The sequence below is a fragment of the Pseudomonas sp. NBRC 111123 genome, from assembly GCF_001320205.1.
Classification (GTDB): Bacteria; Pseudomonadota; Gammaproteobacteria; order Pseudomonadales; family Pseudomonadaceae; genus Aquipseudomonas; species Aquipseudomonas putida_J.
Genome location: NZ_BCAZ01000018.1, coordinates 13,025 through 38,880 on the forward strand (window position 1 = coordinate 13,025; position 25,856 = coordinate 38,880).

General features: G+C 62.4%; 25 protein-coding genes. 7 read left to right on the top strand and 18 right to left on the bottom strand.

Features of this window, described 5'->3' with window-relative positions:
* Positions 1-7: 7 nt before the first annotated feature.
* From APH27_RS11525 to colR, 5 genes are all read right to left on the bottom strand, one after another.
* On the bottom strand, positions 8-229 hold the full coding sequence (locus APH27_RS11525; RefSeq protein ID WP_027917968.1) for a hypothetical protein: 222 nt from the start codon (positions 227-229) through the stop codon (positions 8-10).
* Positions 226-927: a lipopolysaccharide kinase InaA family protein gene (locus APH27_RS11530; protein ID WP_027917969.1), complete on the bottom strand. Its 702-nt coding sequence runs from the start codon at positions 925-927 to the stop codon at positions 226-228. The genes APH27_RS11525 and APH27_RS11530 overlap by 4 nt, the downstream gene beginning before the upstream one ends.
* Positions 928-933: 6 nt before the next feature.
* Positions 934-1,614, bottom strand: a complete 681-nt coding sequence (locus APH27_RS11535) for a class I SAM-dependent methyltransferase (RefSeq protein ID WP_027917970.1) — start codon at positions 1,612-1,614, stop codon at positions 934-936.
* 107 nt (positions 1,615-1,721) lie between these two features.
* Positions 1,722-3,023, bottom strand: a complete 1,302-nt coding sequence (locus APH27_RS11540) for a HAMP domain-containing sensor histidine kinase (RefSeq protein ID WP_027917971.1) — start codon at positions 3,021-3,023, stop codon at positions 1,722-1,724.
* Complete coding sequence (colR, locus tag APH27_RS11545; RefSeq protein ID WP_003255215.1) at positions 3,013-3,696, bottom strand: two-component system response regulator ColR; 684 nt, start codon at positions 3,694-3,696, stop codon at positions 3,013-3,015. Before colR ends, APH27_RS11540 begins: the two co-directional genes overlap by 11 nt.
* A 180-nt stretch (positions 3,697-3,876) precedes the next feature.
* On the opposite strand from colR, the gene APH27_RS11550 reads away from it, so the two are divergent.
* Positions 3,877-4,605: a phosphatase PAP2 family protein gene (locus APH27_RS11550; protein ID WP_060484865.1), complete on the top strand. Its 729-nt coding sequence runs from the start codon at positions 3,877-3,879 to the stop codon at positions 4,603-4,605.
* 97 nt (positions 4,606-4,702) lie between these two features.
* Here the strand turns inward: APH27_RS11550 and groL are convergent, their stop codons facing one another.
* The 5 genes from groL to APH27_RS11575 all read right to left on the bottom strand — a co-directional run bounded on the left by groL (position 4,703) and on the right by APH27_RS11575 (position 9,302).
* Positions 4,703-6,343 (bottom strand): chaperonin GroEL, encoded by a 1,641-nt coding sequence (gene groL / locus APH27_RS11555; RefSeq protein ID WP_027917973.1) that lies wholly within the window; start codon positions 6,341-6,343, stop codon positions 4,703-4,705.
* A gap of 49 nt (positions 6,344-6,392) precedes the next feature.
* Positions 6,393-6,686 (bottom strand): co-chaperone GroES, encoded by a 294-nt coding sequence (locus tag APH27_RS11560; protein WP_009684394.1) that lies wholly within the window; start codon positions 6,684-6,686, stop codon positions 6,393-6,395.
* A 252-nt stretch (positions 6,687-6,938) separates the two neighbouring features.
* Complete coding sequence (locus APH27_RS11565) at positions 6,939-7,400, bottom strand: FxsA family protein (RefSeq protein ID WP_027917974.1); 462 nt, start codon at positions 7,398-7,400, stop codon at positions 6,939-6,941.
* 67 nt (positions 7,401-7,467) lie between these two features.
* Entirely contained in the window at positions 7,468-8,199 is a 732-nt protein-coding gene (locus APH27_RS11570; protein WP_027917975.1) for a HugZ family protein, read from the bottom strand.
* Between the two features lie 92 nt (positions 8,200-8,291).
* A complete protein-coding gene (locus APH27_RS11575) occupies positions 8,292-9,302 on the bottom strand; it encodes a DUF481 domain-containing protein (RefSeq protein WP_060484866.1) in 1,011 nt (336 codons plus the stop codon).
* A 153-nt stretch (positions 9,303-9,455) separates the two neighbouring features.
* Between APH27_RS11575 and APH27_RS11580 the strand changes: the two genes are divergently transcribed.
* Positions 9,456-9,809: an MGMT family protein gene (locus APH27_RS11580; RefSeq protein WP_060484883.1), complete on the top strand. Its 354-nt coding sequence runs from the start codon at positions 9,456-9,458 to the stop codon at positions 9,807-9,809.
* Positions 9,810-9,852: 43 nt separating this feature from the next.
* The gene (locus tag APH27_RS11585; RefSeq protein ID WP_027917978.1) at positions 9,853-11,400 is read left to right on the top strand and encodes an AmpG family muropeptide MFS transporter; all 1,548 of its coding nucleotides are present in this window, start codon (positions 9,853-9,855) and stop codon (positions 11,398-11,400) included.
* Between the two features lie 132 nt (positions 11,401-11,532).
* Here the strand turns inward: APH27_RS11585 and APH27_RS11590 are convergent, their stop codons facing one another.
* From APH27_RS11590 to APH27_RS11600, 3 genes are all read right to left on the bottom strand, one after another.
* On the bottom strand, positions 11,533-12,777 hold the full coding sequence (locus APH27_RS11590) for an MFS transporter (RefSeq protein WP_027917979.1): 1,245 nt from the start codon (positions 12,775-12,777) through the stop codon (positions 11,533-11,535).
* A gap of 125 nt (positions 12,778-12,902) precedes the next feature.
* Entirely contained in the window at positions 12,903-13,745 is an 843-nt protein-coding gene (locus APH27_RS11595) for a mechanosensitive ion channel family protein (RefSeq protein ID WP_027917980.1), read from the bottom strand.
* 115 nt (positions 13,746-13,860) lie between these two features.
* Positions 13,861-14,346, bottom strand: a complete 486-nt coding sequence (locus tag APH27_RS11600; RefSeq protein WP_027917981.1) for a YajQ family cyclic di-GMP-binding protein — start codon at positions 14,344-14,346, stop codon at positions 13,861-13,863.
* Between the two features lie 102 nt (positions 14,347-14,448).
* Here APH27_RS11600 and APH27_RS11605 point away from each other — a divergent pair, with 102 nt between their 5' ends.
* Genes APH27_RS11605 through APH27_RS11615 form a run of 3 tightly spaced genes read left to right on the top strand, consistent with a single transcriptional unit; the run spans position 14,449 to position 17,995 of the window.
* Complete coding sequence (locus tag APH27_RS11605; protein ID WP_060484867.1) at positions 14,449-15,366, top strand: putative 2-dehydropantoate 2-reductase; 918 nt, start codon at positions 14,449-14,451, stop codon at positions 15,364-15,366.
* A gap of 30 nt (positions 15,367-15,396) precedes the next feature.
* Positions 15,397-17,427, top strand: coding sequence for an ATP-binding protein (locus APH27_RS11610; RefSeq protein ID WP_060484868.1), 2,031 nt, complete (start codon positions 15,397-15,399; stop codon positions 17,425-17,427).
* 1 nt (position 17,428) lies between these two features.
* Positions 17,429-17,995 carry a cob(I)yrinic acid a,c-diamide adenosyltransferase gene (locus APH27_RS11615; RefSeq protein ID WP_027917984.1) on the top strand — a complete coding sequence of 189 codons (567 nt, stop codon included), beginning with the start codon at positions 17,429-17,431 and terminating at the stop codon, positions 17,993-17,995.
* Between the two features lie 131 nt (positions 17,996-18,126).
* Here the strand turns inward: APH27_RS11615 and APH27_RS11620 are convergent, their stop codons facing one another.
* The 4 genes from APH27_RS11620 to secA all read right to left on the bottom strand — a co-directional run bounded on the left by APH27_RS11620 (position 18,127) and on the right by secA (position 23,962).
* On the bottom strand, positions 18,127-19,071 hold the full coding sequence (locus APH27_RS11620) for a Nudix family hydrolase (protein ID WP_060484869.1): 945 nt from the start codon (positions 19,069-19,071) through the stop codon (positions 18,127-18,129).
* The gene (locus APH27_RS11625; RefSeq protein WP_060484870.1) at positions 19,068-19,700 is read right to left on the bottom strand and encodes a glutathione S-transferase family protein; all 633 of its coding nucleotides are present in this window, start codon (positions 19,698-19,700) and stop codon (positions 19,068-19,070) included. Before APH27_RS11625 ends, APH27_RS11620 begins: the two co-directional genes overlap by 4 nt.
* A gap of 135 nt (positions 19,701-19,835) precedes the next feature.
* Complete coding sequence (gene argJ, locus APH27_RS11630) at positions 19,836-21,053, bottom strand: bifunctional glutamate N-acetyltransferase/amino-acid acetyltransferase ArgJ (RefSeq protein ID WP_027917987.1); 1,218 nt, start codon at positions 21,051-21,053, stop codon at positions 19,836-19,838.
* Positions 21,054-21,226: 173 nt separating this feature from the next.
* Positions 21,227-23,962, bottom strand: coding sequence for a preprotein translocase subunit SecA (gene secA, locus APH27_RS11635; protein WP_027917988.1), 2,736 nt, complete (start codon positions 23,960-23,962; stop codon positions 21,227-21,229).
* A gap of 377 nt (positions 23,963-24,339) precedes the next feature.
* Between secA and APH27_RS11640 the strand changes: the two genes are divergently transcribed.
* On the top strand, positions 24,340-24,801 hold the full coding sequence (locus APH27_RS11640; RefSeq protein ID WP_027917989.1) for a DUF721 domain-containing protein: 462 nt from the start codon (positions 24,340-24,342) through the stop codon (positions 24,799-24,801).
* 52 nt (positions 24,802-24,853) lie between these two features.
* Here the strand turns inward: APH27_RS11640 and lpxC are convergent, their stop codons facing one another.
* Positions 24,854-25,765, bottom strand: a complete 912-nt coding sequence (lpxC, locus tag APH27_RS11645; RefSeq protein WP_027917990.1) for a UDP-3-O-acyl-N-acetylglucosamine deacetylase — start codon at positions 25,763-25,765, stop codon at positions 24,854-24,856.
* Between the last annotated feature and the right edge of the window lie 91 nt (positions 25,766-25,856).

The window sequence follows — 25,856 nt, forward strand, 5'->3', positions numbered from 1 at the left end:
AACGGTATCAGCCAAACGGCCGCAGCCCCTGGCGCATTCCGAATAGGAACAACAGCAGGTCCTGGTCCGGTTCGGACGGGCTCTGCTGTGCCTTGACCACGCGCGGCGCCGCGCACTGGTCTGCCTTGCTGAATACCACAGGCCGCGGCTCTTCCCAGGCAGCTACCGCCGCCGTGGTCACAGCCAACCCAGCCACCAGGAACAAAGCTCGAGCGATTTCTAGTTTCATTGCCCTAACCCTTTGACAGCGCTGCCAAACGCCATCTGGTAAAAATAGAGCAGCGTTTGCCATTCCGTGTCATTTAGCGACGAGTGGCGGCGCAGCTGACGCAGGTCGTTACCCGCAGCTCGCTGACAGCTGATGCGTCGTCGGCACTTTTCCAGGTCCAGGAGTGCTACCTCGACGCGGGCCTGCTCACCCTCGCCGATAACCTTGATGAAGACGTGCTTGCCGTACAGGCAGCCATGCTGCCAATGACCCAGGTGCATGCGCGCCAGGTTGTCGGCCAGGTCCTTGAGCATGCGTTCATGCACCACTTGAGGATAGCGCTCGCGCGCACCTTCGGCGTGCCACGTGTCGAGCTCGACGAAACCGTCCAGCGCCTCGCTGACCAGCAGCGCGCGCCACTGGTGCTCGGGATCACGCTCGGCACCACAAAACACGATGCGCGGCACGCGCACACCCAGTTGCTCGAAGCTGTTCAGTGCATCGAGTTCGCGCAACACGGTCGGCCTGCCAAACGGGTGCAGCAGGCTGCGATAGATATGGCCGACTTGACGCTTGGCATACAGCACCTTGCCGTTGCCATCGTTCAGCCGTTGTACACCACTCTCACCACCGCGCCGCTGGTTGGGTTCCTCGACCCATTCGCCCTGCTGGCGCCAGTAATAATCGAACCGCGACTCCCCATTTTGGGCTACAGCCATCAAACACTACCCCTTACGCAATACATATACCCGCCACATGGCATAGAACGGCAGGAAGTCGAGGTGTTCCTGGATTCTGAAGCCGGCGGCCTTGAATTCTGCCTCAACCGTTTCTGCCGGTAACACGAAACGGTTCTGGTAGCTGCCCTGCTCAGCCTTGGCACTACGCTTCTGCTCGAGCTTCTGGCGGCGCCAGGCCTTGAAGTTACCATCCACCCACAATGACAGGATTACACTGTCACGGCTAACTCTTTGAAATTCGTCAAGAATGGTCTTGCGGTGAGCCGCCTCGCCAATGTGGTGAAACAGCCGCATGCAGAAGATGCTGTCGACCGAGTTGTCCGGCAAGTCAATCGCAAATGCCGATGTTTGCAAAGGGCGTACCCGCGCCACCACCTCTGGCGGTTGTGCGGCACAGGCCGTCTGGATCATCGCCTCAGAATTGTCGGCACCGATGATCACCCGGTTAGGCTTTTCCGCCAGCAGCGGCCAGAAACGGCCCGCGCCACATGGCAGGTCAAGAACCAGGCCCGGTTCTCCGGCCAGCGCCAAGGCACGACGGGCCAGCTGCTCGTCACGCTGGTGGGACAGGCGCCGAGCCAGTCCGTCCTGGTGCTTGAGGAAGTACTCCTTGGCATGTTGCTGGTCGTACTTCTCGGAAAATTCGAGTTTGATCGGACTGCGCATCGCATGGCTCCTGTTTCCAATGCGCTTACCTTAGGTAACGAATCGTTGGAAACAGGTCATGCCAATGTGAAAATAGTGTCATCAACCTGCAGGAATGTTTCATCTTATTACTGCGTGGGATCGGTCTTTTCCGCGCTTTGGCTCAGGTCTACCTGGAAACGGCAGCCATGGGGTGCCGTCGAGGTCAGCGTCACTCGCCAGCCTTGGTCATCGCAGATACGCTGCACCAGCGACAGGCCCAGACCCAGGCCTTCGCCGCGCCGCTCCTCGCCGCGCACGAACGGCTGGAACATCGCCTCGCGCTGCTCCTCCGGGATACCCACGCCACTGTCCTCGACACTAAAGCCGTTGGGCTCCAGGCTCAGGCGAATGTAACCGCTATCGGTGTAATGGGCGGCATTGCGCAGCAAGTTGCCCATCACCGATTGCAGGAACGTGGCGTTGTACAGCAATGGGCCTGCACTGACCTGGCCATCGTAATGGAGCGCCAGGCCCTTCTGCTCGATGGTATCGCGCCAAACCCCGGTCAGGTCGTCGGCGACTTCGCGCAAGGTTGCCTGGGATGCCACAGCACCCTGGTCACGCTGGGCACGGGCGAGCATCAGGAAGGTCTTGACCAGCTCGCGCATCTCTTCCGTGGCTCGGGCGATGCGTTCCACCTGGCTGCGCGCTCGCGTATCCAGATTGGGGTTTTCCATCAGCAATTCGCACGAGGTGGCCAGCACCATCAGCGGCGTGCGCAGCTCATGGCTGACATCACTGGTGAATAAACGCTCGCGGGTCAGCGCATCGCGTAGCCGGCCCAGGGTATCGTCGAACGCCACTGCCAGCTGGCCGACTTCATCGGCCGCATAGTCCGGTGCCAGCGGCGGCGCCAGGCCAAGCAGCTGATCACGATGGCGAACCTGTCGCGCCAGGCGGATGACCGGTGCCATCACTCTGCGCGCCAGCAGCCAGCCAAGCACCACCGCCAGCACCAGGCTGAGCACGAAACCCACCACCACGACGGCGAACAGCACGCGCTCGCGCTCTTCGAAATCACTCTGGTCCTGCAGCAATACATAGCGGCGACCATCAACGATCTCGACCATTGCGTGGTAGGACAGCTGGTCGCGAAACACCTCGTGGAAGCCGGCATCGAGGTGACGCAGGTCCTTGGGCAGCTCGAAATCATCGCGCCCGCCACTGAAATAGAACAGCTGGTCAGGCCGTGGCCGGTGGCTCCAGTCGCTGACGCTGTCCATGCGCAGCAACCGCTGCAGGTCGCCGCCGAGCACCGATGAAATCAGGCGCTCCTCGACCAGGTGCACGGTGGCCACGATACCGAAGGCGAAGGCGCCGGCCACCAGCGCGCTCATCAAGGCAAAGGCGATGATGATGCGCTGGGCAAGGCTTTGCTTAAACTCCATCGCGGCCCTCGGCGAGGCGATAGCCGACGCCATGGACGGTATGCAGCAGGGGTTTTTCGAACGGTTTATCGATGACCTGGCGCAGTTGGTGCACATGGCTGCGCAGGCTGTCGCTGTCCGGGCAGTCATCGCCCCACAGGGCTTCTTCCAGCACCTCGCGGCGCAGCACGTGCGGGCTCTTCTGCATCAACACGGCAAGCAGCTTGAGGCCGACCGGGTTGAGTTTGAGCAGGCGGCCCTGGCGGGTCACTTCGAGCGTATCGAGGTCATAGCTCAAGTCCGCGACCTGCAAGGTTCGACGCCCGCCACCCTGGGCCCGGCGCAGCACCGCTTCGATGCGCGCGGCCAGCTCGGACAGGGCAAAGGGTTTGAGCAGGTAATCGTCGGCACCGGAGCGGAAGCCCTGCAAACGATCGTCCAGCTGGTCGCGGGCCGTCAGCATGATCACCGGGGTGTCTCGGCGGGCATCCTCGCGCAGGCGCTTGCACAGGGTATAGCCATCGATACCGGGCAGCATGATGTCGAGCACGATCAGGTCGTAGTGCTCGGTGGCGGCCAGATGCAGGCCTGAAAGGCCGTCCTGGGCACAGTCGACGGTGTAGCCTTTCATGCCCAGGTAATCGGCAAGGTTGGCAAGAATATCGCGGTTGTCTTCAACCAATAGAATACGCATCGGGTTCTCCTGTGCGGCGCTTCGCTGAGGTGCGCGGCAGGCGCAGCTTAAGGCCATAGCCGGTACTGTGCCAGCCCCGGGGCAAATTCAGCGAACTTGACAGTTTTTTCACTGATCCTTCACGGACAGAGGATAGCGGGCGCACGACAATGCCCGGTCTTTTTACCCCCTGGAGTCGTCATGCAACACCGCACTCGTCCGCGTCCGATCAATCTCTGGCTGTACCTGGGCATACCACTGGCTATTGCCGCGGCCCTGCTCCTGCTGGAGCTGACCTCGGTCGACATGGACGTCGCCAACCTGTTCTTCGACCCCGCCGCAGGGCAGTTCATCGGCCGTCACAGTTACCTGCTGGAAACGGTCATGCATGACCGGGTCAAGCAAGGCGTGATCCTGCTGGGGCTGATCTCGCTAGGCGCGTTCGCCTCGAGCTTCGTCTGGAAGCCTCTGTTCAGCTGGCGTCGTGAGCTGGGTTGCCTAGTCTTGGCATTGGGGCTGTCGACGGCATTCGTCACGCCGCTGAAGAAGGTGACCCAGGTGCAATGCCCGTGGAGCCTGACCCAGTTTGGCGGCAAGGAAACCTACAGCAAGCTGCTGGAACACCGGCCGGCAACCGACAAGCCGGGGCTGTGCTGGCCGGGTGGGCATGCCGCCACCGGTTTCTGCCTGTTCGGCCTGTTCTTCATGCTGCGCGACCGCCGCCCGAAGCTGGCGCGGGTGGCGTTCGGCGTGGCCCTGGTGGCCGGCTCGGCGCTGGGGCTGGGGCGGATGCTGCAGGGCGCGCACTTCCTGTCGCATAACGTGTGGACGGCGGTGTTCTGCTGGTTGATCGGCCTGGGGTCGTATTACCTGGTGCTGTATCGCAGGGGCATGGCTGAGGCGCCAGCTGTGGAACATGGCGTTGCCTGACAGAGGGGCTGCTTCGCAGCCCCGGTGGCCGGCACAGGAAAACGAAAAAGCCCCGCACTAGGCGGGGCTTTTTCTTGGTGCAGGGGGTAAGGCTGGCTTACATCATGCCGCCCATGCCACCCATGCCGCCCATGTCAGGCATGCCAGCAGCTGGCTTGTCTTCTGGCAGGTCGGCAACCATGGCTTCGGTGGTGATCATCAGACCGCCGATCGAAGCTGCGGCTTGCAGAGCCGAACGGGTGACCTTGGCTGGGTCGAGGATACCCATCTCGATCATGTCGCCGTATTCGCCGGTAGCGGCGTTGTAGCCGTAGTTGCCCGAACCTTGCTTGACCTTGTCAGCAACAACGCTTGGCTCGTCGCCGGCGTTGGCAGTGATCTGGCGCAGCGGAGCTTCTACAGCGCGACGCAGCAGGGCGATACCGACGTTCTGGTCTTCGTTGTCGCCTTTGAGTTCAACGATGGCAGCCAGGGCGCGAACCAGGGCTACACCACCGCCAGGCACCACGCCTTCTTCAACGGCTGCACGGGTAGCGTGCAGGGCGTCTTCAACGCGGGCTTTCTTCTCTTTCATTTCAACTTCGGTGCCGGCACCGACCTTGATCACGGCAACACCGCCTGCCAGCTTGGCCAGACGCTCTTGCAGCTTCTCACGGTCGTAGTCGGAGGAAGTCTCTTCGATCTGGGCACGGATCTGCTTGACGCGTGCTTCGATGTCGGCGTCAACGCCAGCACCATCGATGATGGTGGTGTTTTCCTTGGACAGGATGACGCGCTTGGCGTTACCCAGGTGCTCCAGGGTGGTGGTTTCCAGGGTCAGGCCGATTTCTTCGGAGATGACCTGGCCGCCGGTCAGGACAGCGATGTCCTGCAGCATGGCCTTGCGGCGATCACCGAAGCCCGGAGCCTTGACCGCAGCAACCTTGACGATGCCGCGCATGTTGTTCACTACCAGGGTAGCCAGGGCTTCGCCTTCAACGTCCTCAGCAACGATCAGCAGTGGGCGGCCGGCCTTGGCAACGGCTTCCAGAACTGGCAGCAGCTCACGGATGTTGGAGATCTTCTTGTCGACCAGCAGCAGCAGCGGGCTTTCCAGCTCGGCAACCATGGTGTCCGGCTTGTTGATGAAGTACGGCGACAGGTAGCCGCGGTCGAACTGCATGCCTTCTACGACGGACAGTTCGTTTTCCAGGCCCGAGCCTTCTTCAACGGTGATCACGCCTTCTTTACCGACTTTTTCCATGGCTTCGGCGATGATTTCACCGATGGAGTTGTCGGAGTTGGCGGAGATGGTACCTACCTGGGCGATGGCCTTGGAGTCGGCGCATGGCTTGGACAGGTTCTTCAGCTCGGCGACAACGGCGGCGGTGGCCTTGTCGATGCCGCGCTTCAGGTCCATCGGGTTCATGCCGGCAGCGACGGCTTTCAGGCCTTCGTTGACGATGGCCTGAGCCAGAACGGTAGCGGTGGTGGTGCCGTCACCGGCAGCGTCGTTGGCCTTGGAAGCAACTTCCTTGACCAGCTGGGCGCCCATGTTTTCGAAAGCGTCTTTCAGCTCGATTTCTTTGGCGACGGAAACGCCGTCCTTGGTGATGGTCGGAGCGCCGAAGCTCTTGGCAAGCACTACGTTACGGCCTTTCGGGCCGAGGGTCGCTTTTACCGCGTCAGCCAGAACGTTGACACCAACCAGCATTTTCTTACGAGCGGAATCGCCGAATTTTACGTCTTTAGCAGCCATGATCGTTTAATCCTTGGAATTCTTTGGAGTAACGGGAAGTCGGGGGAAATCAGCCTTCGATGACGGCGAGGATTTCGTTCTCGGCCATGACCAGCAGGTCTTCGCCATCGACTTTCACGGTGTTGCTGCCCGAGTAAGGGCCGAATACCACTTTGTCACCGACTTTGACGGCCAGCGCACGTACTTCGCCGTTTTCCAGGACGCGACCGGTGCCAACAGCAACGACTTCGCCGCGGTTTGGTTTTTCTGCGGCCGAACCCGGCAGGACGATACCGCCAGCGGTTTTCGATTCTTCTTCGCTGCGACGGATGACTACACGGTCATGCAGAGGACGAAGCTTCATTGTCGATCTCTCCCAAATAGTGGTTTTTGTCGGCCGGTATCGAAACCGGCGGGTTAATGCAATCCGGCGTTGCCGGGGGTGGTCCGCAAAGAGCGAACCACCTGTGTCATGACTGGTGTTACCACCAGAACCTTACGGTGACCACATACATGAGGCCGCCATATTCAATTACAAGGCTTGAGATGCAAAAATTTTCAGACACTTGAAAAACACCGGGGCCGCTTGTGCGGCCCCGGGGGATTATGGGTTTGCCTATTTGTCGCGGCGCTCGTACTCGCCTTCGATCACGTTCGGGCGATGGCCGCCATCACGCGGCTGTGCCTGGAATGGGTCGTCCTGGAACGCGCGCTGGCGCATGGCCTGGGCTTCGGCACGCTCGCGCATCTTGCGGGCCGCCAGGTGGCGGGTGAACGGCAGCAGGCACAGCAGGCCCAGCACGTCGCTGATGAAGCCTGGCAGCAGCAGCAGACCACCGCCTACGGCCAGCATCAGGCCCTGGAACATGTCCTCGGCGGGCAGTTCGCCACGCTGCAGGCTTTCACGGGCACGCAGGGCAGTGGCGAGACCCGCCACGCGCATCACCAGCACCCCCAGGGCAGAGCCGGCGATGATCAGCAGCAGCGCCGGAAAGAAACCGATGGCCGCACTGACCTTGACGAATACGAACAGCTCCAGCACTGGGAACAACAGAAACAGCAATAGAAAAGCACGCATCAAAGCATTCCTCGTCGGAAGAAACCCTTCCAGTAAGACCTACAGATGGATGCGGATGCTCGGCTTTTCAAGCCTCGACTTCAGTCGCAACTGGCCATTGGTCAGCGCGCGCCAGCAAAACCAAGGCTTCTCGGACTTGTGTCGGCGTGTTGCAAGGAGCAGGGAACGCCAACCAGTGGATACCTTGGCCGATGCGCAGGTGCATGCCTTCGCTGTCGATGCCGACCATCTGCGCCGCTACGCTGCGCGGCAGGTCGCTCAGCTCGACGTAATGGGCGATGGCATTGGCATGGTCGCTGTTCATGTGCTCGATCATGCTCGCCTCTGCCTTGCCCGCGAACGGGTTGGCCAGGGTCACCTGGTCGAGCCAGTGAATGGCACCGAAGCCGCCGATGTAGCGATGACGCACCGGCTGCAGGGCCCAGAAGTCGAAATCGTGGGCCTTGTGGTAGTTGGCGGCATCGGGGAAATAGCGGTAGTAGCGCTCGGCCGCCGCTTCGATGGCGGCCTCATCGACCAGCTTGTGCGCTTGGGCCATGACCGTCAGGCGGCCTACCGCCTGCACGTCCTCGGCCTCACGCTCACCCACCAGCAGCGAGCACTTGGGGTCCTTGAGCAGGTTGTGGGTGTGCTGGGCGATGCGACTGATAAGGATCAGCGGATTGCCCTCGGCATCCAGGCAGTAAGGCACCACCGAGCCGAACGGGAAGCCCGGCATGGACTTGGAATGGGTCGAGAGCACGCCGCGGTATTCCTTGAGCAGCAGTTCCCGGGCGGGGCGGATGGCGTTGTTACTCACGAAGGGCGGCTCCTGGGTGCGGGCTGAATGAGTGACAAGATAAGCATTATCACATCCAGTGCCAATGGGGGCCGCCCCGCGGCCCCGGCGATCTACCAGGTCACACCGAATCCAGCGGTGTAGCGGGTCTTGTCCAGGTCGCTTTCTCGCGTACCGGTAATGATGTCCTTCTCCGCCTTGAGGTTGAGCGAGGCCCACTCGGTGACCTTGTAGCGCAGCCCCACCTCGGCATCCAGCGAGTAGTCGGCCACACCGCCCAGCGGCTTGGCGAACTCGCCATTGGTGAACAGCTGAACGTTCTTGCCGATCAGGTAGCGGGTGTAGTCCCACTTGACCGCCGCGGAGTAGAAGTTGTCCTTGGCGCCGTCCTGGTATTCGAAGTCGGTACGGTTGATCAACGAACCCAGCGAGAAGGCTCCGAGCTCGTCGTCCCAGAACTGGTAGCCAGGGCCGGTACCGACCGTACGCTGACGGGCCAGGTCTTCGACATGGTCACGCTTGTATTCCATGCGTCCCTGCCAGAACCACTTATCGGTGATGAAGCGGTCGAGCGCGTATTCGGCACTCCAGTTATCGGTGGTGGTGACGTCGTCCTTGGTCTCGCGGTTGTACTCGCCTTCAGCGTTGTGGCGCCAGCGACCATGGCGGGCGGTAGTCTTGAAGCCGACGTCATAGTCATCGGTATCGTTCTCGGCACGCTTGTAGTCCAACGCCACATCGACGTTACCCTTCCAGACGAAGTCCTCGACCAGCGGCTTGGGCTTCATGATCTGCTGGACACTGGCCAGGTCGACCGTCCTGGGCGCATCGCCATTGGCAAGGGTCACCTTGCCGGGCTCGGCCGCCTTGAGAGACTTGGCCTTTTCGCCGTTGTAGGCATCCTGCTTGACCAGCATCTCCTGGTCGCTTTCCAGCGTCTTGACCTGCTTCCAGTCCAGAGCAATAGAGCCGCCATAGGGCGTTTCGAGCAACAGCTTGCCACCGTCGAATACCTTGATCTTCCCGGACAGGCGATCACCGTTCTTCATCCACACGGTGTCGGCGAACGCCGGGGCGGCGCACAGGGAAGCGGTCAACAGGCAAAGCAAGGATCTAGAATACATAAGCGCGCTACAGGTTCGATTTGACGAAAAAAGCCGGGCATTATCCAGATACCGACGACCAGAGCAAGGACAGACCCAGGAGTATGCCGTTGAGTTCAACACTCATTTGCCGTGACCATTCGTCCGGTTTCATTCCAGGCCAAGGCTGCCCTGATGTCTGAGGGATACGAACACACGTTGGCGTCGCCTGAGGGCCGACGAACGGCGCTGTATTCGGTGCTTGGCCAAGTGCCCGAAGGCAAGGTGGTCAGCTATGGCCAGCTCGCCGAGCTGGCAGGGCTCGGGAAGGCGGCTCGCTGGGTCGGGCGCACCTTGGGCCAGTTGCCCGCCGATAGCCGCCTGCCCTGGCACCGCGTATTGGGCGCAAGCGGGCGACTGAGCCTCGCGCAGGGGACGCCGTCTGGCGATGAACAGCGAGCCAGACTGCGCGCAGAAGGCGTGAATGTGACCAATAATCGTGTGGATATGATGCGCCATGGCTGGCGCCCGATGGAGCACAGCGGTTAGAGTGCGCGCTTTGTTTTCGCAAATTTGAGGCAGATGTTGGCCCATGCCCCGTAAAACCTGGCGCGCTGCGCTCGCTGCCTATGCCAGCCCGTCAACCTTGGTACTTCTGCTGCTCGGCTTTGCTGCCGGTCTGCCCTACATGCTGGTGTTTTCGACCCTGTCGGTGTGGCTGCGCGAAGCGGGCGTGGCCCGCGAAACCATTGGCTACGCCAGCCTGATCGGCCTGGCCTATGCCTTCAAATGGGTCTGGTCGCCACTGCTCGACCAATGGCGCCTGCCGCTGCTTGGCGGCCTGGGCCGTCGGCGTTCGTGGCTGTTGCTGTCGCAGGCGCTGGTGGTGGTCGGCCTGGTCGGCATGAGCTTGTGCGACCCGCAACAACACCTTTCCTGGCTGATTGCCCTGGCAGTGCTGGTGGCATTCGCCTCGGCCACCCAGGACATCGCGGTCGATGCCTATCGCCTGGAGATCGCCGACGATCAGCGCCAGGCAGCCCTCGCCGCCAGCTACATGGCCGGTTACCGGGTTGCCGCCCTGCTCGCCACCGCCGGCGCACTGTTCTTCGCCGAATGGTTCGGTTCCACCGGCTTCAGCTACCTGCACAAAGCCTGGGCCGGTACCTACGTGCTGTTTGGCGTGATGATGCTGCCGGCACTGTTCACCACCCTGGTGATGCGTGAACCTGCGGTACCGATGCGCACCCAGCTGTCGGCTGCGCGCTATGGCCTGATGCACCAGATGGCCTCGGTATTCGTGCTGATCATCCTGCTGGTGTCGGTACCGGCCAGCTTTACCCAGATGTTCAACACCGGCTGGTCGAGCGTCATTTCCGGCGATGCGACGCCACTCGACCTGCTGCTCGAAGACCGTGCCTTCCTGCGCCTGATCCTCTACGTGCTGCTTACATGGGCTTGCCTGTCGAGCCTGGGTCGTCGTGGACTGGCCCCGGTACTCACACCGGTGCACGACTTCATCGCCCGTTACCGTTGGCAGGCCCTGTTGCTGCTCGGCTTGATCGCGACCTATCGCATGTCCGACACGGTCATGGGTGTGATGGCCAACGTGTTCTACATCGACATGGGCTTCACCAAAGACCAGATCGCCAGTGTCAGCAAGGTCTTCGGCCTGATCATGACCCTGGTCGGTGCCGGCGTCGGTGGTTTGCTGATCGTGCGTTTCGGCATTCTGCCGATTCTGTTCATCGGCGGCGCAGCCTCCGCGGCCACCAATATCCTGTTCCTGATGCTGGCCGATATGGGGCCGAACCTGGAAATGCTGGTGGTGACCATTTCGCTGGACAACTTCAGCTCCGGCCTGGCCACCTCGGCATTCGTCGCCTACCTGTCGAGCCTGACCAACCTGAAGTTCTCGGCCACGCAATATGCGCTGCTCAGCTCGATCATGCTGCTGCTGCCGCGCCTGATAGGCGGCTATTCAGGGGTGATGGTGGAGAAGTACGGCTATCACGACTTCTTCCTGATCACTGCGCTGCTCGGCGTGCCTACGCTGATCCTGATCGCGCTGCACTGGCGCCAGGAAGTGAGCCGGGGAAAGCAGGTGCCGGTGGATAACTCGGCGGCCGAGCAGCCCTGATAGCTCTCTTCAGCCTGCACTGGCCTGTTCGCGGGTAAACCCGCTCCTACAGGTAAACCACTGCCATCAAGGCACGCGAGAACCCTGTGGGAGCGGGTTTACCCGCGAACAGGCCAGTGCAGGCAATGAAGATTATTGAGCGACAGCCCCTTCGCCGGGCCGCCCACCCACGACAAACCACAATGGCCACAGTGCCAAAGCCCCTGCCACACCCGCCGCCAGGGCAAAGTGCAGCAGGCTCGCCCCCGCGCCGATCATCGCCAACACCGCGCCACCCAACCCGAGCAAGGCAATGGTGATCATCCCCAGCATCGCCGACACCAGCCCCTTGCTCTGCTCGCTGGCAAACAGCGTCATGCGGTACAGCACCGCATTGGCCACCCCCAGCCCCAGTGCATACAGCGACATGCCCGCGACCACGCTGGTCACCGTCGGCCAGCACCAGGTCGCCAGCACCATCAGGCACAGCCCGGCCAGATACGGCCCCAGCGCACCGCGCACCAGAGCCGGCAGCGGGTAACGGTCGGCGATGCGGTTGATGATCAGGTTACCCAGGATCAACCCACCGAACACCGGCAACTGCCACAGTGCATATTCCATCGTGCTCAGCCCCTCATCGTGAATGAGCAGCACCGGCGACAGGCCGATCCAGCCGATCAGCGGCAGGCCCACCAGGCCCAGCGCGGCACTGCCGGCGACGAACTTGCGATTGGCCAGCAACTGGCCGTAACCGGCGAGCAGTGGCAGCAGCTGGATAGGCGTGAATGGCAGGCGCGAGCCGTCGCGGCGCTCCACACCAAGGGTTTCCGGCATCAAGCGATGCAACAGCAGCCAGCACAACACCGCACCAAAGGCGAAGGCCACGAACAGCCAGCGCCAGTCCAGCCACTGCAGCATGAGCGTACCGACCAGCGGCCCGAGCAGCGGCGACAGCAAGGCAATATTGGCCAGCAACGCCATCATGCGCACCGCGTCCGCTTCGCTGAACGACTCGTTCAGGGCCGGGTAGCTGACGGTTACCACAAAGCCCAGGCCAATGCCCTGCAGCAGACGCAGCAGGTTGAACAGGCCGATATCCTGCACCCAGTAGGTGGCCAGGCAGGCAACGCCAAAGAATGCGCAGCCGGCCAGCAGCAACGGGCGGCGGCCATAGCGGTCGGCCAGCGGGCCGATCAGCCATTGCAGCACCACGCCACCGAGCAGGTACAGGTTGAGCGCATGGGGGATGTATTCCGGGCTGGCGTTCAGGTGCTCGACCACCACCGGCATGGCTGGCATCACGGCGTCGCTGGCCAGGTAGGTGAGCAGCTCGAACAGGGCCAGGGTCAGGCCGAACAGCAGGGCCCGAAGAGGAGTGATGTAGAGCAGTGGTTTCATGATGGCGTATCGGGTGCAGGCAGGAAGGGTCAGGCTATATGCCAGAAATGGCGGGGAATTGCTGTGAACAAGTGTAAGGTCAGAAAAAATCGGGGCCGCTTTGCGGCCCCGGTCTTCACATCAGGTTACTGCGCTGCAGTCTCCTGCACCACGCGGATCACCCGCTGCGGAAACGGAATGTCGATCCCTTGGTCGCGCAAGCGATCACGGGCGTGCTCGTTCAGCATGAACATCACGTCCCAGTAGTCGGAGGTCTTGGTCCACAGGCGCAGCGACACGGTGATCGAGCTATCGCCCAAGGTCGAAACCACAGCCTGCGGCGCCGGGTCGGGCAGCACGCGTGGGTCCTTCGCCAGCTCCAGCAGCACCTGGCGTGCCTGCTGCAGATCGGCCTCGTAGTCCACGCCCACGTCGAATACCACCTTGCGCGTCGGCTGGCGGTTGGTGTTGGTGATGATGCCGTTGGACAGGGCACCGTTAGGCATGATTACCGTCTTGTTGTCACCAGTACGCAGCACGGTGTGGAAAATCTGGATGCTGTCGACGGTACCTGACACGCCTTGCGCTTCGATCCAGTCGCCAATGCGGAACGGGCGGAACATCAGGATCAGCACGCCACCGGCGAAGTTCGCCAGGCTACCCTGCAAGGCCAGGCCGATGGCCAGGCCGGCGGCACCGATGGCCGCGACGAACGAGGTGGTCTCGATGCCGATCATCGACGCCACGCTGACGAACAGCAGCACCTTCAGCACGATGTTCGACAAGGTGCTGATGAAGCCTTGCAGTGCCAGGTCGGCGTTGCGCAGGCCTACCAGCTTGCCCAGGCGGGCGCTGACCTTGTTGATGATCCACCAGCCGACCGCCAGTGTCAGCAGTGCCAGCAGCAGGCGGCTGCCGTACTCCATGATCAAGGGGAGCCAGGTCTGGGATTGGCGGACCAGCTGATCGACTTCAGCGTTCAAATCCATGTTCATCTCCTGATGCCGAACGGCACGTGCACAATAAAGCAGGCCGCAAGCTATTCAGCGGCCATGAACCCCCATGGACATCATTAGGCCATCGGGGTTCCGGACAACCCTGCGATCAGTCGCGGAAGTTGTTGAACTGCAGCGGCATTTCAAATTCCTTGGTGCGCAGCAAGGCAATGGCTTCCTGCAGATCGTCACGCTTCTTGCCGGTGACACGTACCTGCTCGCCCTGGATGGCGGCCTGGACCTTGAGCTTGCCGTCCTTGATGGTGGCGACGATCTTCTTGGCCAGGTCCTTGTCGATGCCTTCGCGGAACTTGGCTTCCTGTTTCTTTTCCTTGCCCGAGGCGTACGGGTCTTTGGTTTCCAGGCACTTTACGTCGATCTTGCGCTTGACCAGCGCCAGGCGCAGGATTTCCAGCATGGCTTCGAGCTGGAACTCTTCCTCGGCGGTCAGCACCACGGTCTGCTCCTTGTCCTTGAACTCGAAGCTGCCTTTGCCCTTGAGGTCATAGCGGCGGTCGAGGTCCTTGATGGCATTGTCGACCGCATTCTGCACTTCGTGCTTGTCCAGTTCCGATACCACGTCGAACGAAGGCATGGGTATTCTCCATAAAATAAAAGCACGCTCAGTCTGAACATGGAGCGTGTCGGTGTTAGAGGGTTAAAATGCGGGCTCATTATAACGGGTTGCGAAACGCAGATGAGCAGCACCTGGCATATTCTCGGCGCCGGTAGCCTCGGCAGCCTCTGGGCCTGCCGCCTGGCTCGCGCCGGCAAGGCGGTACGCCTGATCCTGCGTGATGTGCAGCGCCTGCAGGCCTACCAGCTGGCCGGCGGCCTGACCTTGGTCGAGCAGGACCAGGCCAGCCTCTACGCCATCCCGGCCGAAACGGCCGAATCCGGCGGCCCCATTCATCGCCTGCTGGTGGCCTGCAAGGCCTACGATGCGGCCCCCGCCATCGCTCGCCTGGCACCGCGCCTGGCCGATGGCGCAGAAATCGTGCTGTTGCAGAACGGCCTCGGCAGCCAGGACGAAGTCGCCGACCAGGTTCCCCTCGCCCGCTGCATCTTTGCCTCCAGTACCGAAGGCGCGTTCCGCGAGGACGACTGGCGGGTGCGTTTCGCCGGCCATGGTTTCAACTGGCTGGGAGACCCCGCCAACCCCACCACCCCCGAATGGTTCGCTGACCTGAGCGACGCCGGCATTCCGGGCGAATGGACCGTCGACATCCTCACCCGCCTGTGGCGCAAGCTGGCGCTGAACTGCGCCATCAACCCGCTGACCGTACTCCACGACTGCCAGAACGGCGGGCTGCTCGGGCACTTGGGCGAGGTCGAGGCGCTGAGCACGGAGCTGGCCGAGCTGCTGCGCCGCTGCGGTCAGCCCGAAGCAGCCACCGATCTGAATGAAGAAGTGCAACGGGTGATCCTGGCCACTGCCGCCAACTACTCTTCCATGTACCAGGACGTGCGTGCTGGCCGGCGTACCGAGGTGCACTACCTGCTGGGCCACGCCTGCCGGGTGGCCGAACGCCACGGCATGCTGCTGCCTCAACTGGAACACCTGCACCACCGGCTGGTCGATAACCTGCGAGCGCGTGGCTTGCCCAGCGCCTGACGTCAACCCAATACGGACATTGCCTTACCCATGAGCCTGCGCCAACGCCTGGAAAACCTCCCGGTCGGGCAGAAACTGCTGGCGGCCCTGCTGGTACTGCTGGTGACCATCCTGCTGGTGGCCAACCTGACCTTCATCAGCGCCGCCTACTGGATCACCCAGGAGAGCATGGCGCCGCAGGCGTTGCAGACCATCGGCAAGCTGGTGGCCAACCCGCAACTGTCGGCCCGTGCTGGCGATTCGACCGAAACAGCCACCGCCCTGCTCAAGGAGCTGAACAGCTATACCCCGCTGCGCGCCGCCGCCATCTATGGCGGCGACGGCAGCATGCTGGCCCAGCTGCAGCACGGCGAGCCACTGGCCCTGCCCAAGCGCTACCGCAACATCGACGGCTGGCGCTTGATGGAATTCCGCAGCACCCAGCTGATCCGCATCCCCCGCGATGCCAGCCCACCGGCGCACCTGCTGCTGGTGGCCAGCAGCGAACTGCCCACGGCGTTCTACACCGGTACGCTCAGCGCCAGCCTGGCAATTCTCGTGTTCAGCATCCTGCTGTGGATGGTCATCGCCCGGCAGATCAAACGCCTGATCACCCAGCCAATCAACCAGCTCGAAGAACTCAGCCGCCAGGTCACCCGCGAGGAAAGCTATGCCTTGCGCGCCACCCGTGGCAACGACGACGAGATCGGCAGCCTCGCCGAAGCCTTCAACACCATGCTTTCGCGCATTGAAGCCCGCGAGCACCAGCTCAAGCGCGCCCGCGACGAATTTCAGACGGCCTACGATCAGGCCCAGGGCCTGGCCGAAGAAACCCGCCACACCAATCGCAAGCTGGAGCTGGAAGTCCAGGTACGCAGCAAGATCGAAAAGAAGCTCACCGGTTTCCAGAACTACCTGAACAGCATCATCGACTCCATGCCCTCGGCACTGATTGCCCTCGATGAGCAGCTCTACGTCACCCAATGGAACCATGAGGCCACGGTGCTCTCCGGCACACCGCTGGACGAAGCGCTGAACCAGCCGATCTTCATCGCCTTCGAGCCGCTCAAGCCGTTCCTCCCGCAGCTCAAGGAAAGCGTTGAAAAGCACCGGGTGGCAAAGATCGAGCGGGTCACCTGGCCCAAGGACGAGGACCTGCGCCACTACGCCCTGACCTTCTACCCGCTGATGGGCGGTGGCGGCCGCGGCGTGGTCATCCGTATCGACGACATCACCCAGCGCCTGTCGCTGGAAGAGATGATGGTGCAGTCGGAGAAGATGCTCTCGGTGGGAGGCCTGGCGGCCGGCATGGCCCACGAAATCAACAACCCGCTGGGCGCGATCCTGCACAACGTGCAGAACATCCGCCGGCGCCTGTCGCCGGAGCTGCCGCGCAACCAGGAACAGGCCGACGAGCTGGGCATCGACCTGTCCAGCGTCAACCGCTACCTGGAGAACCGCGAAGTGCCGCAACTGCTCGACGGCATTCAGCAGGCCGGCACCCGTGCGGCGAAGATCGTCACCCACATGCTCAGTTTCAGCCGCCGCAGCAACCGCCAGCTGGCACCGTGCGAGCTGCCGGCGCTGATCGACCAGGCCGTGGAAATCGCCAGTAACGACTTCGACCTGACCATCGGCTTCGACTTCAAGGGGCAGGCCATCGTCCGCCAGTTCGACCCCAACCTGGGCCCGGTGCCCTGCACTGCCAACGAACTGGAGCAGGTACTGCTGAACCTGCTGAAAAACGCCGCCCAGGCCATCCACCAGCGCCCGCAGCCGAGCGAACCTGGGCGTATCACCTTGCGCACCAGGCTCAACCCACCTTGGGCGGAGATCCAGGTCGAGGACAACGGCGTCGGCATGCCCGAAACCGTGCGCAAACGCACTTTCGAGCCGTTCTTCACCACCAAGGAAATCGGCCAGGGCACCGGGCTCGGGCTGTCGGTTTCATACTTCATCATCACCAACAACCATAAGGGGCAGATGGAAGTGCAGTCCACGCCCGGCCAGGGCACCTGCTTCACCCTGCGCCTGCCCCTCGGCCAGCCGCCAGCGGCGCTGGCAACCCACACGGAGGCATGACATGGGCTATCGCCTGTCGAAGATCTACACCCGCACTGGCGACAAGGGCGAAACCGGCCTCGGCGACGGGCGGCGGGTGCCCAAGGACCACCCGCGGGTCGAAGCGATCGGTGAAGTGGATAGCCTCAACAGCCAGCTCGGGCTGTTGCTGGCCGGCCTGGCCGAGCTGGGGCTGGATGAAGTGAGCAACGTTCTGGCGCCTTGCCAGCATCGTTTGTTCGACCTTGGCGGCGAGTTGGCGATGCCCAGCTATCAGGCCTTGAACCAGGCCGAGGTAGAGCGGCTGGAAGGGGCGATCGATGTGTGGAACGAAGAGCTGGGGCCGCTGAAGAACTTCATCCTGCCCAGTGGCTCGGCGCTGGTGGCGCAGGCCCATGTGTGCCGTAGCCTGGCGCGCAGTGCGGAGCGGCGCTGCCAGCAGTTGAATGCGCTGGAGCCGTTGGAGGGGGTGGGGTTGGCGTATATCAACCGGCTATCGGATCTGCTGTTCGTGGCGGCGCGGATCATCGGGCGGCGGCAGGGGGTTGCGGAGGTCTTGTGGCAGCCTGCACTCAAACCTGAAGGCTGATATTGCCGGGGCTGCTTTGCAGCCCATTCCGACCGGTCCGGCGCCCCGGCAAGGCCGCTCCTACAACGGAACGCGATCTCCTGTAGGAGCGGCCTTGCGTCGCGAATGGGCCGCAAAGCGGCCCCAACTACTCAGGCCTCGGGCCAGAATGCTCGAATCCCGGCCACACCTTGTGCCCCGGCCTCCCAAGCCTTCTGCCGCTCACCCGGCCCAACCCCACCCAACAGATAGACCGGGTGGGTGAACCCAGCAATCAGCCGCTGCGCTTCATCCCACCCCAGCGGCACCGCCTCGGGATGGGTCTGGGTCGCCTGCACCGGCGACAGGGTGACGAAGTCCACGCCCATCTGCTCGGCCAAGGCCAACTCTTCGGCACTGTGGCACGACGCTGCCAGCCAACGCTCTTTGGGGAACGGGCGGCCTTTGGCTGCATATTTGCGCAGCTGCGCAGCGGTCAGGTGCCAACCGGCGGACGGGAAGTCCCCGAGCCACTCCAGCGGCCCCTTGAGCATCAACTGCGCCTTGCCGGCGCACAGCCCCACCGCGTCCACCGCCACATCGCGGTACTTGGGGTCGTACATGTCGGGGGCGCGCAGCTGGATCAGGCGGATACCACTGGCTACGGCCTTCTGGATACCCTTGAGCATCTCCGGCACTTCCAGGCCATCCGGCGTGATCAAGTACTGATCCGGCAAGCGCGCGGCCGCCACGATCGGCTTGTTGGCCTCAGGGAATTCGTATTGCGCCAGGTCACGCGGCGCTACCCAGGCCAGTGGCTGGCCTTCGGCACCGTGGGGCTCACCGGTGAACGCATCGACCTCGCGAACGTCCAGCAGCACCTGCTTGTCCGGGTAGTCGTGGCTGACCTTGATCAGTGCGCGTGAAGCAGTCACTTCAATGCCCAGTTCTTCGCGCAGCTCACGGGCCAGTGCCACTTCGACGCCTTCACCCTCTTCCACCTTGCCACCGGGGAATTCCCAAAGGCCACCCTGGTGCTGCGTATCAGCGCGGCGGGCAATCAGAATGCGTCCGTCACCACCGCGGATCACCGCGGCTACAACCTGTATCCGTTTCAACCTTCACGCTCCGCCAGGCCAGCTTGCTGCCAGGCCTTGAAGGCCGGCCACTGGTAAATGGTCTCGATATAGGTGGCGGCCTCTGCAGGCACTTCCACGCGGTAGGTACGCAGGCGCACCGCCACCGGGGCGAAGAAGGCATCGGCCAGGGTCGGCTTGCCGAACAGGAACGGGCCAGAGTCCTTGGCCAGCAGGCGGCACTCGGACCACAACGCGACGATGCGGTCGATGTCTACCTGCACTTCCAACGGCATGCTTTCCAGCGCCTGGTCACGGGACAGGTCGAACGGCATGGCACCGCGCAGGGCGAAGAAGCCACTGTGCATCTGCGCGCAGGCCGAACGGGCATGGGCACGGGCGGCCACGTCGGCCGGCCACAGCTGGGCCTCGGGGTGGCGTTCGTTGAGGTATTCGGCAATGGCCAGGGAATCGGCGATCACCCCGTGCTCGGTCTTGAGCAGCGGCACCTTGCCGGTGGAGGAGAATGCGAGGATGCGCCTGCGGGTGTCGGGCTGGTTCAGGCTGATCAGCGTTTCTTCGTAAGGCACGCCGGCCAGCTCTAGGGCCAGGGCGCCACGCAGTGACCAGGAGGAATACAGCTTGTCGCCGATGATCAGTTGATAGCTCATGGTTCGGCTCCATGTATTAGGAATATCGGGGCTGCCTTGCGGCCCATCGCGGTTAAATCCGCCCCTACAAGGACCACAAAACCGTTGTAGGAGCGGATTTATCCGCGATGGGCCGCAAGGCGGCACCCCTTTGAATCAGGTGCGGTATTCGGCGTTGATCTTCACGTATTCGTGGGACAGGTCCGTGGTCCAGATGGTTTCGCTGCACTGGCCACGACCAAGCTCGATACGGATGGTGATCTCTTCCTGCGCCATCACTGCCGAACCCTGCGCTTCGGTGTAGCTCGGGCTGCGGCCGCCCTGGCTGGCGATGCACACGCTGTCCAGGTACACGTCGATCAGGCTGACATCCAGCTCCGGCACACCTGCACGGCCCACGGCAGCCAGAATGCGGCCCCAGTTCGGGTCGGAGGCGAACAGCGCGGTCTTGATCAGCGGCGAATGGGCCACGGCGTAACCGACATCCAGGCACTCCTGGTGGTTGCCACCCCCGTTGACCTGAACGGTGACGAACTTGGTGGCGCCTTCGCCGTCACGGACGATGGCCTGGGCCACTTCCATGCACACTTCGAACACCGCCTTCTTCAGCGCTTCGAACAGCGCACCACTGGCTTCGGTCACTTCCGGCAAATTGGCCTTGCCGGTGGCGATCAGCATGCAGCAGTCGTTGGTCGAGGTGTCGCCGTCGATGGTGATGCGGTTGAACGACTTGTTGGCGCCGTCGAGCATCAGGTCCTTGAGCACCGCCGGGGCGACCTTGGCGTCGGTGGCAATGTAGCCGAGCATCGTGGCCATGTTCGGGCGAATCATGCCGGCGCCTTTGCTGATACCGGTCACGGTGACGGTCACGCCATCGTGCTGGAACTGACGGCTGGCGCCTTTTGGCAGGGTATCGGTGGTCATGATGCCGGTGGCGGCTTCAGCCCAGTGGTTTTCCGACAGGTTGTCCAGGGCGGCCTGCAGCGCGCCTTCGATCTTCTCGACCGGCAGTGGCTCACCGATCACACCGGTGGAGAACGGCAGTACCGACTCGGCCGGAACACCGGTCAGCTCGGCCAGCTTGGCGCAGGTGCGCTCGGCGGCGGCCAGGCCTGGCGCGCCGGTACCGGCGTTGGCATTGCCGGTGTTGGTCAGCAGGTAGCGCACAGTGCCTTGCACGCGCTGCTTGGACAGGATCACCGGCGCGGCGCAAAAGGCGTTGAGGGTGAACACGCCAGCCACGCTGGAACCTTCGGCGCAGCGCATGACCACCACATCCTTGCGCCCGGGGCGCTTGATGCCGGCAGAAGCGATGCCGAGTTCAAAACCCGGAACCGGGTGCAGGGTGGGCAAAGGACCAAGACCAACAGCCATTAGAGCGCTCCTAGAAAAATTCGGTTGATGTCAAATAGCGGGGCCGCTTCGCGGCCCTTTCGCGACACAAGGCCGCTCCCACATAGGACTGCGCAGCGTTAGGCTGTGCGCTGTCCCTGTGGGAGCGGCCTCGTGTCGCGATAGGGCCGCAAGGCGGCCCCATGCAGGTCAGATCACTCGATCTGCCCGTGGCAATGCTTGAATTTCTTGCCCGAACCACACCAGCACGGTTCGTTGCGGCCAAGCTTCTGGTCGTTGCGCACCGGGGCAGCGGCCACGGCCACTTCGGCGCCCTCCTCGCTCAGCTGCTCGCTTTCAAGGCCTGGTGCCGGGGCATGCTGGAACTGCATGCGGCTGGCCAGTTCCTCGGCTTCGCGGCGCAGACGGGCTTCTTCTTCGGCCGGGTCTTCGCGGCGCACCTGAACGTGCGACAGCACGCGGATGGTGTCGCGCTTGATCGAATCGAGCAGCTCCTGGAACAGGGTGAACGACTCGCGCTTGTACTCCTGCTTCGGGTTCTTCTGCGCATAGCCACGCAGGTGGATACCGTGACGCAGGTGGTCCATGGTCGACAGGTGGTCTTTCCACAGGTCGTCCAGCACGCGCAGCAGGATCTGCTTCTCGAAGGTACGCAGGGCTTCGAGGCCGGCTTGGTCTTCCTTCTCGGTGTAAGCAGTGGTGATCTCGTTCAACAGCTTCTCGCGCAGGGTCTCCTCGTAGAGGTGATCGTCCTCGTCCAGCCACTGCTGGATCGGCAGTTTGATGGCGAAGTCGCTGGCCAGCGACGCTTCGAGGCCGGCCACGTCCCACTGCTCTGGCAGCGACTGCGGCGGAATGTGCTGACTGATGGTGGCGTCCAGCACTTCCTGGCGGAACTCGACGATGGTGTCGCCAATGTTCTCGGCCGCCAGCAGGCTGTTGCGCATGTGGTAGATCACCTTGCGCTGTTCGTTGGCCACGTCATCGTATTCAAGCAGCTGTTTGCGGATGTCGAAGTTGCGGCCTTCGACCTTGCGCTGGGCTTTTTCGATGGCATTGGTGACCATGCGGTGCTCGATGGCCTCGCCAGACTGCATGCCCAGCGCCTTCATGAAGTTCTTCACCCGGTCGGAGGCGAAGATGCGCATCAGGCTGTCTTCCAGCGACAGGTAGAAGCGGCTCGAACCCGGGTCGCCCTGACGGCCGGAACGGCCACGCAGCTGGTTGTCGATACGGCGCGATTCGTGGCGCTCGGAGGCGATCACGTGCAGGCCACCGGCTTGAATCACCTGCTGGTGACGCTTCTGCCAGTCGGCCTTGATCTGGGCAATCTGCTCGGGAGTAGGGTTTTCCAGGGCAGCCACTTCGGCCTCCCAGTTACCGCCGAGGAGGATGTCGGTACCACGGCCGGCCATGTTGGTGGCGATGGTCAGCGCACCCGGAGCACCGGCTTGCGCGATGATCTCGGCTTCCTTCTCGTGGTACTTGGCGTTCAGTACCTTGTGGTCGATACCTTCCTTCTTCAGCAGGTTCGACATGTGCTCCGAAGTTTCGATGGTCGCGGTACCCACCAGAATCGGGCGGCCCTGGGTCATGCTCTCTTTGATGTCGGCGATGATCGCGGCGTATTTCTCGTCGGCGGTCAGGTACACCAGGTCGTTGAAGTCCTTACGCGCGAGCGGCTTGTTCGGCGGAATGACCATCACGTTGAGGGCGTAGATCTGGGCGAACTCGAACGCCTCGGTGTCAGCGGTACCGGTCATGCCGGACAGCTTGTTGTACAGGCGGAAGTAGTTCTGGAAGGTGGTCGAAGCCAGGGTCTGGCTTTCGGCCTGAATGTTCAGGTTTTCTTTTGCCTCGATGGCCTGGTGCAGGCCTTCGGAGAGGCGACGGCCGGGCATGGTACGGCCGGTGTGCTCGTCGATCAGCAGAACCTGGCCGTCCTGGACGATGTACTCGACGTTGCGGTGGAACAGCTTGTGCGCACGCAGGCCGGCGTAGACGTGGGTCAGCAGGCCCAGGTTATGCGCCGAGTACAGGCTCTCGCCTTCGGCCAGCAGGCCAGCCTGGGTGAGCATCTCTTCGATGAACTGGTGACCGGCTTCGTTGAGCTCGACCTGGCGGCTCTTCTCGTCGATGGTGAAGTGGCCTTCCTGGGTGACCTGGCCTTCGACTTCTTCGATGTGCTGGGTCAGGCGCGGGATCAGGCGGTTGATCTCGATGTACAGCTTGGAGCTGTCTTCGGCCTGCCCGGAGATGATCAGCGGGGTACGCGCTTCGTCGATGAGGATCGAGTCGACTTCGTCGATGACCGCGAAGTTGAGTTCACGCTGGAACTTCTCTTCCTGGCTGAACGCCATGTTGTCGCGCAGGTAGTCGAAACCGAATTCGTTGTTGGTGCCGTAGGTGATGTCGGCGGCGTAAGCGGCGCGCTTTTCTTCAGGCGGTTGGAAGGCCGAGACGATGCCCACGGACAGACCGAGGAATTCGTACAGCGGGCGCATCCAGTTGGCGTCACGGCGGGCCAGGTAGTCGTTGACCGTGACCACGTGCACGCCCTTGCCGGACAGTGCGTTGAGGTAGACGGCCAGGGTACCGACCAAGGTCTTGCCTTCACCGGTACGCATTTCTGCGATCATGCCCTCGTGCAGGGTCATGCCGCCGATCAGCTGCACATCGAAGTGGCGCATGCCCATGACGCGCTTGCCGGCTTCACGGGCCACGGCGAAGGCTTCGGGCAGCAACTGGTCCAACGTCTCGCCTTTGGCCAGGCGCTCCTTGAACTCTGCGGTCTTGGCCCGCAGCTGCTCATCGGAGAGGGCCACCATCTTCTCTTCGAAGGCATTGACGATAGCTACCGTCTTGAGCATGCGTTTGACTTCACGCTCGTTCTTGCTTCCAAAAAGTTTTTTTAACAAAGGCGCAAACATATCGGCAGGATCTTCCACACGTAGGGATGGAGGGCGGCCCCATGAGTCGCCCGTGCAGCCCTGAGGCCGCATGCGAACGAGCATTCTACCCGGAAACGATGGTGAGGAAAGTGGTCGATTGCCACGATGCTGGCACAGCGCTTAGGCGGGGGCTTTTCTAAGATAGGGGCATTTTCCCTGAGTTCAACCCAGAGGAAGATGAAAGGTATCGAGAATGGCTCGTATTTTGTATTGCCTGTACCGGCCTCTTCGCGGGCAAGCCCTCTCCTACAGGATCTTCAACGTCTCAAGGCAGTGTTTTCCTGTGGCCCGCGAAGAGGCCAGCGCAGGCAGCAGAGGTGTTAGACTGCCCATCTTGTGACTTCATGCAAACCACCATGGCCTTCAAACCCTCCCCCGCCCAGCCGCCCGCCACCCTGCTGCGCCAGAACCGCCCGCTGCGCCTGCTGCTGAACCAGGCCGAACGCCTGGCGCACCTGCAGCGCCTGCTGGAAAGCCAGCTGCAACCGGCTGCCCGCGAGCATTGCCATGTGGCCTCGTGGCGCGATGGCACGCTGCTGCTGGTGGTCACCGACGGCCACTGGGCCACCCGCCTGCGCTACCAGCAAAAGCGCTTGCAGCGCCAGCTGCAGGCCCTGGAAGCGTTCGGCAATCTGCAACGCATCCTCTACAAGGTGCAGCCGCCTCTGGTGCCGGCCAAACGCGGGGCGAATACGACCGAACTGTCGAACTACGCCGCCGAGAGCCTCCGCGATTCCGCTGAAGGCATCGCCGACCCCAAACTGCGTGCTGCCTTGGAACGGCTGGCAAGCCACGCGCAAAACAAAGAAAAGCCCTGAAATAAAAAAGGCCACCCGAAGGTGGCCTCAATGAACTAGAGAGTGTTCGAACTTACACGGCCGCAACAGGGCGCATGTACGAGATCGGTGCCGTGCTGGCATCTTCGAAAGTGACCACTTCCCAGGCATCGGTTTCTTCGATGAGCTTGCGCAGCAGCTGGTTGTTCAGCGCGTGGCCGGACTTGTAGCCCTTGAACTCGCCGATCAGGCTGTTGCCCAGCAGATAGAGGTCGCCAATGGCGTCGAGGATCTTGTGCTTGACGAATTCGTCATCGGAGCGAAGGCCGTCTTCGTTGAGCACACCGGTCTCGTCGACCACGATGGCGTTCTCGACACTGCCGCCCAACGCAAGGTTGTGCTTGCGCAGGTACTCGATGTCACGCATGAAGCCGAAGGTACGGGCGCGGCTGACCTCTTTCACGAACGAGGTGCTGGAGAAGTCGACGACCGCACTCTGGGTCTGGCCCTTGAGGACCGGGTGATCGAAGTCGATCTCGAAGCTCACCTTGAACCCGTCGAATGGCAGGAAGGTGGCGCTCTTGTCGCCCTCCACCACTGTCACTTCGCGCAGGATGCGGATGAACTTCTTGGCTGCGTCCTGCTCTTCCAGGCCGGCAGACTGAATCAGGAATACGAAGGGACCGGCGCTGCCATCCATGATCGGCACTTCCGAGGCGGAGAGCTCGACGTAGGCGTTATCGATGCCCAGGCCCGCCATGGCGGAGAGCAGGTGCTCGACCGTATCGACCTTGACGTCACCGTTGACCAGCGTGGTGGACATGGTGGTCTCACCTACATTGGCCGCACGCGCCGGGATCTCGACCACAGGGTCAAGGTCGGCGCGACGGAAGACGATGCCGGTGTCGACAGGCGCAGGCTTGAGGGTCAGGTAGACCTTCTCCCCGGAGTGCAGGCCGACGCCCGTGGCACGGATGGTATTCTTCAGGGTGCGTTGTCTAATCATGGCATTGGCCGCTTCAGCGCAAATAATGCGAACAGGTATCAACAAAGGCTGGGGATGATAACAGACCCGGCCTTTGCTGAACACCAATCAC

Coding starts and splice junctions, on each gene's coding strand:
- APH27_RS11595 (WP_027917980.1), bottom strand. CDS start 13,745: ATGGATTTGAACGCTGAAGTCGATCAGCTGGTCCGCCAATCCCAGACC.
- APH27_RS11585 (WP_027917978.1), top strand. CDS start 9,853: ATGCCCCGTAAAACCTGGCGCGCTGCGCTCGCTGCCTATGCCAGCCCG.
- APH27_RS11580 (WP_060484883.1), top strand. CDS start 9,456: ATGTCTGAGGGATACGAACACACGTTGGCGTCGCCTGAGGGCCGACGA.
- lpxC (WP_027917990.1), bottom strand. CDS start 25,765: ATGATTAGACAACGCACCCTGAAGAATACCATCCGTGCCACGGGCGTC.
- APH27_RS11615 (WP_027917984.1), top strand. CDS start 17,429: ATGGGCTATCGCCTGTCGAAGATCTACACCCGCACTGGCGACAAGGGC.
- APH27_RS11530 (WP_027917969.1), bottom strand. CDS start 927: ATGGCTGTAGCCCAAAATGGGGAGTCGCGGTTCGATTATTACTGGCGC.
- APH27_RS11625 (WP_060484870.1), bottom strand. CDS start 19,700: ATGAGCTATCAACTGATCATCGGCGACAAGCTGTATTCCTCCTGGTCA.
- groL (WP_027917973.1), bottom strand. CDS start 6,343: ATGGCTGCTAAAGACGTAAAATTCGGCGATTCCGCTCGTAAGAAAATG.
- APH27_RS11590 (WP_027917979.1), bottom strand. CDS start 12,777: ATGAAACCACTGCTCTACATCACTCCTCTTCGGGCCCTGCTGTTCGGC.
- APH27_RS11575 (WP_060484866.1), bottom strand. CDS start 9,302: ATGTATTCTAGATCCTTGCTTTGCCTGTTGACCGCTTCCCTGTGCGCC.
- APH27_RS11605 (WP_060484867.1), top strand. CDS start 14,449: ATGAGCAGCACCTGGCATATTCTCGGCGCCGGTAGCCTCGGCAGCCTC.
- APH27_RS11610 (WP_060484868.1), top strand. CDS start 15,397: ATGAGCCTGCGCCAACGCCTGGAAAACCTCCCGGTCGGGCAGAAACTG.
- APH27_RS11550 (WP_060484865.1), top strand. CDS start 3,877: ATGCAACACCGCACTCGTCCGCGTCCGATCAATCTCTGGCTGTACCTG.
- colR (WP_003255215.1), bottom strand. CDS start 3,696: ATGCGTATTCTATTGGTTGAAGACAACCGCGATATTCTTGCCAACCTT.
- secA (WP_027917988.1), bottom strand. CDS start 23,962: ATGTTTGCGCCTTTGTTAAAAAAACTTTTTGGAAGCAAGAACGAGCGT.
- APH27_RS11600 (WP_027917981.1), bottom strand. CDS start 14,346: ATGCCTTCGTTCGACGTGGTATCGGAACTGGACAAGCACGAAGTGCAG.
- APH27_RS11560 (WP_009684394.1), bottom strand. CDS start 6,686: ATGAAGCTTCGTCCTCTGCATGACCGTGTAGTCATCCGTCGCAGCGAA.
- APH27_RS11565 (WP_027917974.1), bottom strand. CDS start 7,400: ATGCGTGCTTTTCTATTGCTGTTTCTGTTGTTCCCAGTGCTGGAGCTG.
- APH27_RS11640 (WP_027917989.1), top strand. CDS start 24,340: ATGGCCTTCAAACCCTCCCCCGCCCAGCCGCCCGCCACCCTGCTGCGC.
- APH27_RS11525 (WP_027917968.1), bottom strand. CDS start 229: ATGAAACTAGAAATCGCTCGAGCTTTGTTCCTGGTGGCTGGGTTGGCT.
- APH27_RS11540 (WP_027917971.1), bottom strand. CDS start 3,023: ATGGAGTTTAAGCAAAGCCTTGCCCAGCGCATCATCATCGCCTTTGCC.
- APH27_RS11535 (WP_027917970.1), bottom strand. CDS start 1,614: ATGCGCAGTCCGATCAAACTCGAATTTTCCGAGAAGTACGACCAGCAA.
- argJ (WP_027917987.1), bottom strand. CDS start 21,053: ATGGCTGTTGGTCTTGGTCCTTTGCCCACCCTGCACCCGGTTCCGGGT.